The organism is Streptomyces kryoterrae (assembly GCF_054072135.1).
Window position 1 is genome coordinate 9878368 of the sequence record NZ_CM133358.1, and the last position, 14283, is coordinate 9892650.

At 69.6% G+C, this 14283-nt stretch carries 13 protein-coding genes; 9 read left to right on the forward strand and 4 right to left on the reverse strand.

Annotated elements, in window-relative coordinates:
- Positions 1–24: 24 nt before the first annotated feature.
- Together ACW4TU_RS44030 and ACW4TU_RS44035 are read right to left on the reverse strand one after the other, a co-directional pair.
- Positions 25–1206, reverse strand: coding sequence for an amidohydrolase family protein (locus ACW4TU_RS44030; protein ID WP_457423009.1), 1182 nt, complete (start codon positions 1204–1206; stop codon positions 25–27).
- A gap of 105 nt (positions 1207–1311) precedes the next feature.
- The gene (locus tag ACW4TU_RS44035) at positions 1312–2115 is read right to left on the reverse strand and encodes a FadR/GntR family transcriptional regulator (protein ID WP_457423011.1); all 804 of its coding nucleotides are present in this window, start codon (positions 2113–2115) and stop codon (positions 1312–1314) included.
- Between the two features lie 189 nt (positions 2116–2304).
- On the opposite strand from ACW4TU_RS44035, the gene ACW4TU_RS44040 reads away from it, so the two are divergent.
- Both ACW4TU_RS44040 and ACW4TU_RS44045 read left to right on the forward strand, forming a co-directional pair.
- Positions 2305–3132 (forward strand): enoyl-CoA hydratase-related protein, encoded by an 828-nt coding sequence (locus ACW4TU_RS44040; protein ID WP_457423013.1) that lies wholly within the window; start codon positions 2305–2307, stop codon positions 3130–3132.
- Positions 3129–3710: a DUF2889 domain-containing protein gene (locus tag ACW4TU_RS44045; RefSeq protein ID WP_457423015.1), complete on the forward strand. Its 582-nt coding sequence runs from the start codon at positions 3129–3131 to the stop codon at positions 3708–3710. The genes ACW4TU_RS44040 and ACW4TU_RS44045 overlap by 4 nt, the downstream gene beginning before the upstream one ends.
- 275 nt (positions 3711–3985) lie before the next feature.
- Here ACW4TU_RS44045 and ACW4TU_RS44050 read toward each other — a convergent pair whose 3' ends face one another.
- A complete protein-coding gene (locus ACW4TU_RS44050; protein ID WP_457423017.1) occupies positions 3986–4738 on the reverse strand; it encodes a DeoR/GlpR family DNA-binding transcription regulator in 753 nt (250 codons plus the stop codon).
- Positions 4739–5081: 343 nt separating this feature from the next.
- Here ACW4TU_RS44050 and ACW4TU_RS44055 point away from each other — a divergent pair, with 343 nt between their 5' ends.
- Genes ACW4TU_RS44055 through ACW4TU_RS44065 form a run of 3 tightly spaced genes read left to right on the forward strand, consistent with a single transcriptional unit; the run spans position 5082 to position 8249 of the window.
- The gene (locus tag ACW4TU_RS44055) at positions 5082–6359 is read left to right on the forward strand and encodes an ABC transporter substrate-binding protein (protein ID WP_457423019.1); all 1278 of its coding nucleotides are present in this window, start codon (positions 5082–5084) and stop codon (positions 6357–6359) included.
- A 1-nt stretch (position 6360) separates the two neighbouring features.
- Entirely contained in the window at positions 6361–7419 is a 1059-nt protein-coding gene (locus ACW4TU_RS44060) for a carbohydrate ABC transporter permease (protein ID WP_457423021.1), read from the forward strand.
- A 5-nt stretch (positions 7420–7424) separates the two neighbouring features.
- Entirely contained in the window at positions 7425–8249 is an 825-nt protein-coding gene (locus ACW4TU_RS44065) for a carbohydrate ABC transporter permease (RefSeq protein ID WP_457430602.1), read from the forward strand.
- 27 nt (positions 8250–8276) lie between these two features.
- On the opposite strand, the gene ACW4TU_RS44070 is transcribed toward ACW4TU_RS44065, so the two are convergent.
- On the reverse strand, positions 8277–9494 hold the full coding sequence (locus ACW4TU_RS44070; RefSeq protein WP_457423023.1) for an acyl-CoA dehydrogenase family protein: 1218 nt from the start codon (positions 9492–9494) through the stop codon (positions 8277–8279).
- A gap of 113 nt (positions 9495–9607) precedes the next feature.
- Here ACW4TU_RS44070 and fabG point away from each other — a divergent pair, with 113 nt between their 5' ends.
- The 4 genes from fabG to ACW4TU_RS44090 are packed head-to-tail and all read left to right on the forward strand — an operon-like array spanning position 9608 to position 14282.
- Entirely contained in the window at positions 9608–10354 is a 747-nt protein-coding gene (gene fabG / locus ACW4TU_RS44075; RefSeq protein ID WP_457423025.1) for a 3-oxoacyl-ACP reductase FabG, read from the forward strand.
- A gap of 22 nt (positions 10355–10376) precedes the next feature.
- On the forward strand, positions 10377–11627 hold the full coding sequence (locus ACW4TU_RS44080) for an acetyl-CoA C-acetyltransferase (protein ID WP_457423027.1): 1251 nt from the start codon (positions 10377–10379) through the stop codon (positions 11625–11627).
- A gap of 1 nt (position 11628) precedes the next feature.
- Entirely contained in the window at positions 11629–13068 is a 1440-nt protein-coding gene (locus ACW4TU_RS44085) for an OB-fold domain-containing protein (protein WP_457423029.1), read from the forward strand.
- A complete protein-coding gene (locus ACW4TU_RS44090; RefSeq protein ID WP_457423031.1) occupies positions 13065–14282 on the forward strand; it encodes an acetyl-CoA acetyltransferase in 1218 nt (405 codons plus the stop codon). Before ACW4TU_RS44085 ends, ACW4TU_RS44090 begins: the two co-directional genes overlap by 4 nt.
- Position 14283: the final 1 nt, after the last annotated feature.

The following is a 14283-nucleotide window of genomic DNA, read 5'->3' on the forward strand; positions in this document are numbered from 1 at the left end:
GCCGCCAGGCGGGGGATGCGACGCTCAGCGGCTGATCAGCTGCTGAGCGTTGTTGTACATGATGTCGTCCTGGACCGACTCGTCGAGCTCCGAGATGAGCTTGCGGAAGTCCGCCGGGTTGGCCAGGCCCTCCGCGTGCGGGAAGTCGGATCCCATGACGATGGACTCGTGGTAGCCGAGGCGCTTGACCAGGGCCACGGTGTCGTCCTCGGGGTAGGGCACCACGCGGACGTGCTTACGGAAGACCTGGCTGGGGCGCTCGTCCAACTGCCCGCCGATCCAGGGGCCGTTGCGGCCCATGCCCCGGCTCTTGTCCATGTGACGGACGAAGTGCGGCACCCACTCGGCGCCGAACTCGGACACCAGGACGTTGATGTCGGGGAACCGCCCGAAGAGGTTGTCGAAGATCAGCGCGGACAGCGTCTCCTCGACGGGCCGCTGGCCGTAGGTGTTCTGCCACTGCCAGGCCGACATCCGGAAGTGGATGGGGTGGGGGTCGAAGCCCCAGGAGGGCGCCACCTGCGAGTTGTAGTAGAACTCGCTGATGTGGTAGCAGACGCTCGCCTTGGCCTCGTTGACCAGTTTCCAGAACGGGTCGAAGTACGGGTCGCCCGGCGAGCGGCCGTACACCGGGCCGGTGGGCAGCAGGATGAAGCGGGCGCCCTGGTCCAGGACGTACTCCAACTCCTTGACGGCGCTGGGCAGATCACGCAGCGAGAGCAGGGCGGGGGCGTAGATGCGGTCCTGGTGGTTGAAGCCCCACACCTCGTTCATGTAGCGGTTGAACGAGTGGTAGTTGGCGTAGAGCGGCTCGACGCCTTTCACGTACTCCTCGGCGACCAGCGCCCAGCCGCCCGGGTACATGATCGTCTGGTCCAGACCCTGCTCGTCCATCACCCGCAGCCGGGCCTCGCGGTTCTGGTACGACTCGTGCATCGGCTCGAACTGGTAGGTCTCGTCCGGATTGCCCGAGGCCATCGCCTTGAGCATCTCCTTCAGCGAGCCGGGACGGTAGACCTGCCCGAACTCCGGTTCCAGACAGACGACGATCCGGTCCCCGGCGAGGATCACCTCCCGCCCGTCCGGCAGCGTCACCGGTGCGACCGCCGTACCGAGGAACTCCTTCGGAAGGTAGCGGGTGAAAGAGTCCCGCTCCTCGTACATGTGCTGGTCGCAGTCGAAGATGCGCTTGCGCTGTTCGGCCATGGCCGTCGCCTCCGGACCCCAGGATCTATTCAGTACGCCTCCTATAATTATCTAACTGTTTCCAGGAGGCAAGGGGGGAGCCCGGAATGATGACGGGAATGCTGGTCAGTCGATGAGTTCGAGCACGGTCTTGGGCCCGGCGGCGTTGACGACGTCGTCGGCGCCGGCGATGTGCCGCTGCCAGAGTTTCTCGGCCTCGTCGGCCTTGCCGGACTCGATCAGTCCGACCAGCCGGACGTGCGCCCGGTGCCCCTTGACGGCCTGGGCCTTCTGGGCCTTGGCGTCGGTGGCGCCCACGGTGTACGCGGCGTTGGCGCGGTCGATGATGTTGCGGAGCATGCTGCACAGCAGGATCAGGGTCTGGTTGCCGGTGAGTTCGATCAGGAGTGCGTGGAAGGCGTCCTGTGCGTCAACCAGGGTGAGCGGGTCGTCCAGGGCGGCCTTCTCGGCCGCCACGGCGTCACGCAGCCGCGTGATGTCGTCCGCCGTGTGCTTGATGGCGAGCTGGCGGGCGCAGGGCGGCTCGATGAGGGCCGCCGCGCGGTAGACGTCTCCCAGGGTGGCGCCGCGGTACTCGAGGATCAGGCCGGCGTAGCGGGCCGCCACATCGGAGTCCGGCGCGCTCACCCGGGCGCCACCGTGGGCGCCGCGGCGCACCGTGATCAGGGACTCCGACTCCAGTACGCGGAACGCCTCACGCAGGGTGGGCCGCGAGATGCCGAACTGCTCCATCAGGCCCGACTCCGGCGGCAGCGCGTCGCCGGGGTTGATCTCGCCCCGTACGATCTGGCGGCGCAGGTGCGCGGCGACCAGTTCGGCGGTCTTCGGGACTCGCACCTGGCGTCCGACGCGGTGGCGGGACGGGACGGGCGCGGTCGCCGCCTCTGTTGCTCGGGCTGCCTCGGCCACGGTGGGCACTCCTTCTCCGGGATATAGCAAAATGAATCGTCTTAGTGTATCGAGGGTACCAGGTCAAGGGCTGGATGATCTTTCCTTCGCGGCAGCCGATCTGGTGCCGGAGGCGCCGTTGGTATATAGATGATTCATCTATCTATAAAGCTTGGCTGCAAGGCCAACGGGCCCGTGGGAGCGACCTCGATGACCGAGAATCCGACCCCGGTGATCCTCACCGAGCTCACCGACGACGGAGTCATGCTGCTCACCCTGAACCGGCCCGAGCGGCACAACGCCTGGACACTGGAGATGGAGCTGCTCTACAACGAGCTGTTCGACCGGGCGGAGGAGGACCCGCGGGTCCGGGCCGTGGTGCTCACCGGCGCCGGACGCGGCTTCTGCCCGGGGATGGACATGAGCGTGCTGGACGGGGCGTCGTCCGGCGCCCGTCCGTGGCCGACGGACCAGCTGCCCCCGCGTACGCGTCCCATGTCCTTCCCGAAGCCCGTCGTGGCGGCCGTCAACGGGGCGTGCGCGGGCATCGGGTTCAACCAGGCGCTGATGTGCGACGTCCGGTTCGCCGTGCCGGGCGCCAAGTTCGCCGCCGCGTTCAGCGCACGCGGCCTGGTGGCCGAGGACGGGGTGTCCTGGCTCCTGCCCCGGCTGGTCGGCTACGGCAACGCCGCCGATCTGCTGCTCTCCTCGCGCCGGATCACCGGGACGGAGGCCCTGTCGATGGGCCTGGTCAACCGCCTGGCCGAGCCGGAGGACCTGCTGCCCGCGGCCCTCGCGTACGCGACCGAACTGGCCCGCTCGGCCAGCCCTTACGCGATCTCCCTCATCAAGCGGCAGCTCGCCGACGACCAGGCGAGAACCTTCACCGACAGCCGCGACCACGCCGCCGCCCTCCTGGCCACGGCGAAGCGCGCCCCGGACTACCGTGAGGGCGTACTCAGCTTCATCGAGCGCCGGCAGCCCGCGTTCGCGGGGCTGGGCGAGGGCCTGCCGAAGCTGGAGGAGTCCTCGTCATGACCCGCACCGAACTCCCGCTGCACCGCCGCACCGTCACCGTCAACGCCTACGCGGAGGAAGGCGGCGACGAGATCTCGGTCGAGGCGGAGCTGTGCGACGAGCGGCCGTGGGCGAAGCCGTCGGTCGCCGTGGTGCACCGGATGGCGCTGGCGGTGCGCGTACGTCTCCCGGACATGGTGATCGTGGCCGCCGACGCGGACATGCGGAGCTTTCCGCACGCCGAGTGCCCGCTGATCGCGCCGGTCTTCGACGGTCTCGTCGGGCTCGGCGTCGCCGCCGGGTACAACCGGGCGATCCAGGAGCGGTTCCGGGGCGTCTCCGGGTGCACCCACCTGTACGAACTGGCACGCGTCCTCGGCCCCGCGGTCGTCCAGGCGTCCCTTTCCGCCTACGTACGACGCCGTGACGGCGGTGACCCCTCCGTCGGCCCGAGCCCCACCGCGGGCGTGCTGAACAGCTGCCACATCTGGGCGCCGGACGGGGTGGGCCTGCGCAAACTCGACGCGGGCTGGCGCCCGGGAACCGGGCCACGTCCGGTGCCCCCGCTCGAGACCCTCGAACGTCGGCGGCCCAGGTAGGCGAGCTCGGGGGAGTGCCGCGCGTACGAGTCGACCAATGGGCGGGCGGTCAGGGTCCTGACGGCGTGCGCGCGATCGCCGGTGGTGGCCGCGGTGACGGTCGGTGGGTCGGGATGCCCGGCCGCCTGGTCGGCCGGGAACTTGCGGATGTCGGCATTCGGGGGGCGCGCAGGTCGTACCGGGTGACGGCGATGACACGCCCTTCGTCGTGGCCGCACCGGAGCGCGCGGTAGGCCAACGGGACCCGGAAGTCCCCGCCGCCCAGGAACGCGAGCTCACACCTCGACCACCTCGACTCCCGCCTCACGCAGTCGATCGCAGGTCTTCTCGTCCCCCGGGGCGTTGGTCACCACGACGTCGAGTTCCTCCGGACCGCACACCCGGGCCATTCCGGTGCCGGGGAACTTGCCCGCGTCCGCGACCAGGACGACCTGGGCGCTGGCCGCGATCATCGCCCGCTTGACGGGCACCTCGACGGCGGTGGTGTCCAGCACCTGGCCGTCGGGGCGGATTCCGCTGGTGCCGAGGAACAGCCGGTCGGCATGGACCTGCCGGAGATTGTCCTCGGTGAGGAATCCGACCAGCGAACGGTAGTCGCGCCGCACCACGCCGCCCAGCAGGATCAACTGCACGTCCTTGTCGTCCTGCAGCTCCTCGTAGACGGCCAGGTTGCTGGTGATCACGGTCAGGGACCGGCCGTGCAGATGGCGGGCCACCCGATGAGCGGTGGTGCCAATGTCGAGCAGCACGGCCTCGCCGTCCCTGACGAGGTTTGCGCACCAGGCGGCCAGGGCGTCCTTCGCCTCGACCCGTTCGCCGGCCACGTCGGCGAACGGGTCGTCCTCGCCCACGACGGGGGCAGCACCGCCGTAGACCCTCTTGAGCAGTCCCTCGTCCTCGAGTTGCGCGAGGTCACGGCGGATCGTGGCCTCACTCGCCCCGACCTTCTCGGCCAGGGCGACCACCGACGTGGGCCCGTCCGTGCGCAGGACGCGCAGGATCAGCTGATGTCTTCGGTCAGGGAGCATGCGGCAGACCATACTCGCGAACTCTCCAAACTCAAGCAAAGTCGCGCATGAATGTCTCGATACTCGCTTGACCCTTGTCAAACTCGCGCACCGGGTGCACTCTCTTGCGTAATTCAGAGCCCAGGTCCGGACCCCACTCCGGTCGACCGAAGCGGACGAACGGCATATTCCGCCGTCACGGACGCGTCGGCACCGTCTGAGAGGACCGGGTCGCACGACCCCGGGTGGCTGAAGGGTTCCCACCTACGCCGATGCTCTTCAGCCACCCGGCCTCCTGCCGCGCCCCACAGGTCCTGCCGGACATGCCGGACACGCCCAACCCACCGAAATCCAGGAGAAGAACGTGGACCTTTCCCGCAGACGGTTCCTTCAGGCCGCCGTACTGACGGCCGCCGCTGCCGGAGCCACCGCAGCGTGCGGCGGCGGCTCCGGATCGAGCGGCAGCAAGGACAGCAAGAACCTGGCCCTCTGGTACTGGTCGGGAGGCCTGAGCGACAAGGTCGTCGCGGATGCCAAGACCCACTTCTCCGACATCACCCTCAAGACCTCCGAGGTCGGCGGTGACTTCAAGACCAAGCTGCTGACCGGTCTGCGGGCCGCCCAGTCCGCCCCGGACATCACGGGCATCAAGGGCGAGGACATCGCCTCCTTCCTGCCCAACGCCGACCGCTTCGTCGACCTGAAGACCGTCGGCGCGGACAAGCTGGTCCCGCAGTACCTGGCGTGGAAGCTGAAGCAGGCCACCACACAGGACGGCAAGCTCATCGGCTTCCCGATCGACATCGGCCCGTGCGCCACCTTCTACCGCGAGGACCTCTTCGCGAAGGCGGGGCTGCCCACCGACCCGGCCAAGGTCTCCGCCGAACTGTCCACCTGGGACGACTACTTCAAGGCCGGCGTCGAACTGCACAAGGCGGTTCCGAAGACCTTCCTGGTCAACAACATCGGCTCGGTGTTCACGATGATCATCGGCCAGGGCACCCAGCGGTTCATCGACGAGGACAACAAGTTCATCGGAGACCAGGACCACATCCGCACCGCCTGGACCACCGCCGTGAAGCCCTACACCCTCGGCATCGACGCCAAGATCAACGACAACACCTGGAACGCCGCGATCAGCAACGGCGCCCTGGGCACCGAGATCGGGGCCGCCTGGCACGCGCTGGACATCAGCAACGCGGCCCCGGGCACCAAGGGCGACTGGCGGGTGGCGAGCCTGCCGGGAGGGCCGTCCAACCTCGGCGGGTCCTTCCTGGCGATCCCCGCGACCAGCGGCAACCCCGAAGAGGCCTTCAAAATCATCAGCTGGATCCTCAGCCCGGAGAACCAGGCCCGCGGCTTCACCGACGCGGCCCTGTTCCCCACCGCCCCGGCCGCGTACAAACTGCCGGCACTCACCGGCGGCGACGCCTTCTTCGGCGGCCAGAAGACCATCGAGATCTTCGGCCCGGCGGCCGAGAAGATCCCCACGGCCTACGAGGCACCGGCCGACGCGGCGGTCGCCGCGCCCTTCTACAGCGAGCTGACCAGCATCGAGGCCAAGGGCAAGGACCCCGACGAGGCATGGAAGGACGCGGTCAGCCAGGCCAAGCAGATCGCCGAACGCCAGGGAGTGAAGTGACATGTCGTCAACCCCGGTAGCCGGCCCGGCGCCCACCGGACCGACCTCCGGACCCGACACCGGCCTCGCCGGCCGACCGGCTGCGGACCGCCCGCGCGGCGGTCCGGGCCGGCCCGGCCGCCGGATCCGGCCGGTGTCGGCCGGGACCCGGCCAGGGCCGCGGCGGCGGGTCGCCAGGCACTGGCCGCAGTACCTGGCCATCTCGCCCTACTACCTGATCTTCTCGGTCTTCATGCTCTTCCCGGTGCTCTACACCGTGTTCCTGGCGTTCCAGAAGTGGGACGGCATCGGGGACATGCAGTTCGTCGGGTTCCAGCAGTTCCGCTTTCTGTGGGACGACCCGATCTTCTGGCTGTCGGTGCGCAACACCCTCGTCATCTGGGTGCTGTCGACCGTGCCCATGCTCTGCCTCGCGCTGGTGCTCGCGGTGCTGGTGAACTCCACCAAGCGCTTCACGGCCTTCTACCGGGTCGCCCTGTTCATCCCCAGCATCACCTCGCTGGTGGCCATCGCGATCTTCTTCGGCGCGATCTTCAGCAACAACTTCGGTCTGATCAACGCCATCCTGAAGTCGCTGCACGTGTCGGCCGTGCCCTGGATGAGCAACGAGTGGACGATCAAGCTGGTGATCGCCGCGCTGATGACCTGGCAGTGGACCGGCTACAACGCGATCATCTATCTGGCCGGCCTCCAGGCGATCCCCTCGGAGGTCTACGAGGCCGCTCGGATGGACGGGGCCGGCCCGGCCCGGATCTTCTTCTCCATCACGATCCCGCTGCTGCGGCCCATCATCCTGTTCACCGTGGTGGTCTCCACCGTCACCGGCCTGCAGAGCTTCACCGAACCCCAGGTGCTGTTCGGCAGCGAGGCGGCCACCAACCCCAACTCCGGCGGCCCGGGCCAGGCCGGTCTGACCACGTTGCTGTACTTCTACCACCAGGCCTTCGACAACAACGACTTCGGCTACGGCGCCGCCATCGTCTGGGCCTTCTTCCTGGTGATCCTGCTCATCGTCCTCGTCAACTGGCGTCTGGTGCAGCGTAAGGAGCGACGGCCGTGAACGGCATGAACCGCAAGCGCGTCCGTGGGCTGAGCGTCCATGTGATCCTGATGCTCGGCGTGGTCATCTCGGTGTTCCCGTTCTACTGGATCGTCGTCATGGCGACGAACACCTCGCAGGACATCTACAGCTACCCGCCGAAGCTGTGGTTCGGCGGCAACCTGCTGACCAACATCCAGCACCTGTTCGACAGGATGGACTTCTTCGGGTCACTGTTCAACACGGTGACCGTCGCGGTCGGTACGACGGTGCTGGTGCTGTTCTTCGACTCGCTGGCCGCGTTCGCCTTCGCCAAGTACGACTTCCCCGGCAAGAAGTTCTTCTTCGGCGTGCTGCTGTCGATGTACCTTCTGCCGACCCAGCTGGCGATCATCCCGCAGTACGAGATCATGGTGCAGCTGGGCTGGCTGGGCACCCTCAAGGCGCTCATCGTGCCGGCCGCCGCCAACGCCTTCGGCATCTTCTGGATGCGCCAGTACACCACCACCAGCGTCCCCGACGAGCTGCTGGACGCCGCCCGCATCGAGGGCGCCGGCTTCCTCCGGCTGTACTGGCACGTGGTGCTGCCCTGCGTCCGCCCGGCCCTGGCGTTCCTCGGCATCTACACCTTCATCGCCGCCTGGAACGACTACATCCTGCCGCTGGTGATGCTGGTCAACCCGGACCGCCTCACCCTCCAGGTGGCGCTGGCCCAGCTGTACGCCGGACACTCCACCGACTACAGCATGGTGATGTCCGGGGTACTGCTCTCGGTCATCCCGCTGGTGCTGGTGTTCACCTTCTTCGCCCGCGGGTTCATCGCCGACGCCACCAAGGGGGCCCTGCGCTGACGGCAGTTGCCGGCCGACGGCCGGTGATCAGGCTCGCGGCTCGCGCGGCAGCCCCAGCACCTTCTCCGCGAGAATGTTCCGCTGCACCTGGGAGGTTCCCGCGTAGATCGTGCCCGAGCGGGCGATGAGGTACGTCGTCGACCAGGACGCCGAGGAGTTCGCGGCGCCCGGGTCGTCGGCGCGGTAGGTGCGCAGGGGCGGCCGGCCCACCGGTACCTGGCCGTGCAGTCCCATGATGTCCATCGCCAGGTCGGTGACCTTGGTGTGGTACTCGCTCCAGTACAGCTTGGCGATCGACGACTCGGGGCCCGGCTCGGCGCCCTTGAGCCAGCCGGTGAGGATCCGGTAGCCGAGGTAGCGCATGATCTCGACCTTGGACCAGCACCAGGCGATCCGCTGCCGGATCACCGGGTCGGTGTCCTTGCCGTACAGACGGGCCAGCTCGACGAGACGCTCGACCTCCGCCTTGAAGAGGACGGGATTCGTCGCCGCCTCCTCACCGCGCTCCACGCCCAGCAGGCTCTGGGCGACGGTCCAGCCGTTGTCGACGCCGCCGACGACGAGATCGGCGCGGGTCCGGGCGCCGCTGAAGAACACCTCGTTGAAGTGCAGCTGCCCGCTCATCATGCGGAACGGCCGCACCTCGACGCCGGGCTGGTCCAGCGGGACGAGGAGGAAGGAGATACCGCGGTGCCGGGACGCCTCCCGGTTCGTGCGGGCCAGGACGAAGATCCAGTCACTGTGGTGGGCGCCGGAGGTCCACACCTTCTGTCCGTCGATCACCCAGTCCTCGCCGTCCCGTACGGCGCGCGTCGTGAGTGACGCCAGGTCCGAGCCCGCGTCCGGTTCCGAGTACCCCTGGCACCAGGTGTCCTCGCCGCCGAGGATGCGGGGGAGGAAGTGCGCCTTCTGCTCCTCCGTGCCCCAGCGCAGCAGCGTGTTCGCCAGCATCTTCACGCCGAAGGTGTCCTGCGGGAGCCCGAACGGCACCCCGGCCAGGGCGAGTTCCTCCATCAGGACGACCTGGTGGAGCTTGGACAGCCCGCGTCCGCCGTACTGCTCGGGCCAGGTGAGGGAGAGATACCGGCGCTCGGCGAGCAGCCGGCGCCAGTCCCGGGCGAAGGCCCAGGCCGGCTCCTCGTCGAGGGCGCCGATGCCCTTCCAGTCCGGCGGCAGGGTCTCGGCGAGGAACTCCCTGACCTCGGTGCGGAACGCCTCGGTCTCCGGGGGATAGCTGATGTCCACCTGGCTTCTCTCCTCGTCCGACCCCGCTCGCACAGCTCATCGCTGTATTGATTGTTTCAGCATAATAGGTTATCTATTTGAGAGGAATAGCGTCGAGCCAGGGGCGGGCTGACATGGGACTGCTGGACGGCCGCAACGCGGTGATCACCGGTGGCGCACAGGGCATCGGCTTCGAGATCGCCGCAGTACTCGGGGCCGAGGGGGCGTCCATCGTTCTCGGCGACATCAACGAGGACGCGGCGGCCGAGGCCGCCGAACGCCTGGCCAAGAACGGCGTGGCCGCCACCTCACTGCGCTGCGACGTCACCGACGAGGACGAGGTCGCCGCACTCGTCGCCCACTGCACCGACACCTTCGGACCCGTCGGCGTCATGGTCAACAACGCCGGGATCACCCGGGACGCGACCCTGCGCAAGATGGCCCTCGCCGACTTCCGCGCCGTCGTCGACGTCCACCTCACCGGTGCCTGGAACGGCACCCGGTACGCCGCCGAGGCGATGCGCGCGCACGGCCGGGGCGGCAGCATCGTCAACATCTCCTCCATCGCCGGCAAGGTCGGCAACTTCGGCCAGACGAACTACAGCGCCGCCAAGGCCGGACTCGTCGGCCTCACCAAGGCCTCCGCCAAGGAGCTCGCGAAGGCGGGCATCCGCGTCAACGCCGTACAGCCCGGCCTGATCCGCACCGCCATGACCGAGGCGATGCCCCCGGCCGCCTGGGACGCCAAGCTCGCGGAGATCCCGATGGGCCGCGCCGGCGAACCCGCCGAGGTCGCCAGTGTCGTCCTCTTCCTCGCCTCCGACCTGGCCGGATACGTCACCGGAGCCGTGGTCGAGGTCACCGGCGGCCGGTACATGTGACCCCTCACGAAAGGCATGACTGATGCCCGCCCTCCTGCGTGACGCGGTGATCTGCGAACCCGTGCGTACACCTGTCGGTGGCTACGGAGGTGTCTTCCGCGATGTGCCGGCGACGGAGCTCGCCGCCACGGTCGTACGCGCCCTACTGGACCGCACCGGTGTACCGCCCGCCGCTGTCGACGACATACTTCTGGGCCAGTGCTACCCCAACGGCGAGGCCCCCGCCATCGGCCGCGTCGCCGCCCTGGACGCCGGGCTGCCCGTGGAGGTGCCGGGACTCCAGATCGACCGCCGTTGCGGCTCCGGGCTCCAGGCGGTCATCACCGCGGCGATGCAGGTGCAGACCGGCGCGAGCGACCTCGTCCTGGCAGGCGGCGTCGAGTCCATGAGCCAGGCCGAGTTCTACACGACCGACGTGCGCTGGGGAGTGCGAGGCGCCGGCACCACCCTGCACGACCGGCTGGCCCGTGGCCGGGTGACGTCGGGAGGCGTCAACCACCCGATCGCCGGGGGCATGTTGGAGACCGCCGAGAACCTGCGGCGCACGTACGCCATCCCCCGCGAGGAACAGGACCGACTCGCCCTGCGCTCGCACGAGAAGGCCCTCGCGGCCCAACGGGAGGGCCGGTTCGCCGACGAGATCGTGCCCGTCACCGTGCGCACACGGAAGGGCGAGACCGTCGTCGACACCGACGAACACCCGCGCCCCGACTCCTCGTTGGAGAAACTGGGGAAGCTGCGCCCCATTCTCGGCCGCCACGACCCCGACGCGACCGTCACGGCGGGCAACGCCAGCGGACAGAACGACGGCGCCGCCCTCTGCGTCGTGACCCACCCCGAGCGCGCCGCCGAACTCGGCCTGCGCCCGCTGGGCCGTCTGGTGTCCTGGGCCGTCGTCGGTGTGCCGCCCGAGACGATGGGTATCGGGCCGGTGCCCGCCACCGCCAGGGCCCTGGAGCGGGCCGGGCTCAAGCTCGCCGACATCGACCTGATCGAACTCAACGAGGCCTTCGCCGCCCAGGTCCTGGCCTGCACCCGCGAATGGGGCCTGACCGAGACCGACTTCGAGCGGTTCAACGTCAACGGCTCCGGCATCTCGCTGGGCCACCCCGTCGGCGCCACCGGCGGACGCATCCTCGCCACCCTGCTGCGCGAACTGGACCGCCGCCAGGCCCGCTACGGCCTGGAGACCATGTGCCTCGGCGGCGGCCAGGGCCTGGCCGCCGTCTTCGAACGGCCGACCGACCTCACGAACACCCCTGGAGGACGCTGACATGGCCGGACTGATCGCCTACGGCGCCTACGTCCCGTACCACCGCCTGGCCCGCGCGGACGTGGCCGCCGTACTCGGCACCGGAGGGGGCAGGGGAACCCGCGCGGTCGCGGGCTACGACGAGGACACCACCTCCCTGGCCGTCGAGGCGTCCCGCGTGGCCCTCGCCCGAGAGGGCCTGCGTGCCCGCATAGGCCAGCTCTTCCTGGCCACCGCCGCACCCGCCTACCTCGACAAGACGAACGCGACCGCCGTCCACGCGGCACTGGGCCTGGACGAGCACGTCCTCGCCACCGACATGGCCGGCTCGGTCCGCTCCGGCCTCGGCGCGCTGGTCACCGCCGCCCGCTCCCCGGTCCCGACCCTCGCGGTCCTCTCCGACCTGCGCACCGGCCTGCCCGGCGGCGCCGACGAGACCGCGGGCGGCGACGGCGCGGCGGCCTTCGTCTTCGGCGGCCACCGCAACGGCGCGCCCGTCATCGCGGAACTGCTCGCCCACGACACGGTCAGCGACGAACTCCTCGACCGCTGGCGGCTGCCCGGCGCGCCCACCTCCCGCGTCTGGGAGGAGCGCTTCGCCGAGGAGATCTACGTCTCCCTGGCCGACAAGGCGCTCATCGCGGCCCTCGACCACGCGGCCCTCGACATCGGGGCGATCGACCACTTCGTGGTCTCGGGCCTGCACGCACGCGCGTGCGCGTCCGTACGGCGGACAGCGGGCGTACGACCCGAGGCGGCCACCCCGGACCTCGCCGCGGCGATCGGAAACGCCGGCACCGCCCAGCCCGGCCTGCTCCTCGCCGACGTACTCGACCGCGCCCGCCCCGGCGAAATCATCGCGCTGGTCGTCCTCGGTGACGGCGCCGGAGTCATCCTCCTGCGCGCCACCGACGCACTCCCCGCACACCGCAGCGCCCGCCCGGTCGCCGGGCAGGTCGTCGCCGGGAGCGCCCCGATCCCGTACGCCACCTACCTCACCTGGCGCGGCCTCCTGGACCGTGAACCGCCCCGCCGCCCGGACCCCGAGCCGCCCTACGCGCCGCCCGCACACCGCCGCACCGCCTGGAAGTACGGCTTCGTCGCCTCCCGTTGCGAGAAGTGCGGCACCCGGCATCTGCCGCCGGACCGGGTGTGCACCTCCTGCCACAGCATCGACGCCATGACCGACGAGCCGATGGAACACGTACGCGGCACGGTCGCCACGTTCACCGTCGACCGGCTGGCCCACACGCCGAGTCCGCCGATGCTCGTCGTGGTCGTCGACTACGACGGCGGTGGCCGGTTCCGCTGCCAGCTCACCGACGCGACGGAGGCGGACGCCGTCATCGGCGCCCGCGTGGAGATGACGTTCCGCCGCACGGTCACCGCCGCCGGCGTGCACAACTACTTCTGGAAAGCCCGGCCGGTGCGTACGGGCGAGACCGAGGGGACAGGCCGATGAGCTCGCACGGAATCCGGGACCGGGTCGCGATCGTCGGCATGGGCTGCACGCCCTTCGGCGAGCACTGGACCCGCTCGGCCGACGACCTCCTGATCGACGCCGTCGGAGAAGCGGTCACCTCGGCCGGCGTCACCCTCGACGACATCGACGCCTATTGGTTCGGCACCCAGGCCTCCGGAGTGTCCGGGCTCACCCTGAGCCGGGCGCTCCACCTGCCCAACAAACCGGTCACCCGAGTCGAGAACATGTGCGCGACCGGCTCCGAGGCCCTGCGCAACGCCTGCTACGCCGTCGCCTCCGGTGCGTACGACATGGCGATGGCGGTCGGCGTGGAGAAACTCAAGGACTCCGGCATGTCCGGGCTGTCCGGCACCGCCATCCCCGGCGCGGGCGACGACAGCCGCGGCGAGATCACCGCCCCCGCCAACTTCTCCCTCCTCGCCCCCGCCTACGCCGCCAAGTACGGCCTGGGGGAGGAGGAGATGAAGGACGTCATCACCCGCATCGCCTGGAAGAACCACGTCAACGGCGCCCGCAACCCCCGCGCCCAGTTCCGCAAGGAAGTGCCGCTGGAACGCATCCGGGCCGCCCCGATCATCGCGGGCATGCTCGGCGTGTTCGACTGCTCGGGCGTCTCGGACGGCTCGGCGGCGGCGATCGTCGTCCGCGCCGAGGACGCCTACAAGTACACCGACAAGCCGATCTTCGTGAAGGCGCTGTCCTTCGTCGCCGGTCCGGCGGACGGACTCCTCGACCCGGCGTACGACTTCACCACCTTCCCGGAGGTCGTCGCCTCCGCCCAGGAGGCCTACCGCCAGGCGGGCATCACCGACCCGCGCGCCGAACTCGCCCTCGCCGAGGTCCACGACTGCTTCACGCCCACCGAGTTGGTGCTGATGGAGGACCTGGGCTTCTCCGAGCGCGGACAGGGCTGGAAGGACGTCACCAGCGGGGCGTTCGACCTCGACGGCTCGCTGCCGGTCAACCCCGACGGCGGCCTGAAGGCCTTCGGCCACCCCATCGGTGCCTCGGGCCTGCGCATGATGTTCGAGGCCTGGCTCCAACTGCGCGGCGAGGCACCCCCCGAGCGGACGGCCGCGTCCGTGGCCGAGGGGCGCTCGCTCGCCCTGACGCACAACCTCGGCGGCGGTCCCGGCGAATGTGTCTCCTTCGTGTCGATCGTCGGCAGCCAGCTCACCGACCAGGAAAGGTAGT

Excerpts from the sequence above, each read along its gene's own strand:
- ACW4TU_RS44030 (WP_457423009.1), bottom strand. The coding sequence starts at position 1,206 with ATGGCCGAACAGCGCAAGCGCATCTTCGACTGCGACCAGCACATGTAC.
- ACW4TU_RS44040 (WP_457423013.1), top strand. The coding sequence starts at position 2,305 with ATGACCGAGAATCCGACCCCGGTGATCCTCACCGAGCTCACCGACGAC.
- ACW4TU_RS44045 (WP_457423015.1), top strand. The coding sequence starts at position 3,129 with ATGACCCGCACCGAACTCCCGCTGCACCGCCGCACCGTCACCGTCAAC.
- ACW4TU_RS44050 (WP_457423017.1), bottom strand. The coding sequence starts at position 4,738 with ATGCTCCCTGACCGAAGACATCAGCTGATCCTGCGCGTCCTGCGCACG.
- ACW4TU_RS44060 (WP_457423021.1), top strand. The coding sequence starts at position 6,361 with ATGTCGTCAACCCCGGTAGCCGGCCCGGCGCCCACCGGACCGACCTCC.
- ACW4TU_RS44065 (WP_457430602.1), top strand. The coding sequence starts at position 7,425 with ATGAACCGCAAGCGCGTCCGTGGGCTGAGCGTCCATGTGATCCTGATG.
- fabG (WP_457423025.1), top strand. The coding sequence starts at position 9,608 with ATGGGACTGCTGGACGGCCGCAACGCGGTGATCACCGGTGGCGCACAG.
- ACW4TU_RS44080 (WP_457423027.1), top strand. The coding sequence starts at position 10,377 with ATGCCCGCCCTCCTGCGTGACGCGGTGATCTGCGAACCCGTGCGTACA.
- ACW4TU_RS44085 (WP_457423029.1), top strand. The coding sequence starts at position 11,629 with ATGGCCGGACTGATCGCCTACGGCGCCTACGTCCCGTACCACCGCCTG.
- ACW4TU_RS44090 (WP_457423031.1), top strand. The coding sequence starts at position 13,065 with ATGAGCTCGCACGGAATCCGGGACCGGGTCGCGATCGTCGGCATGGGC.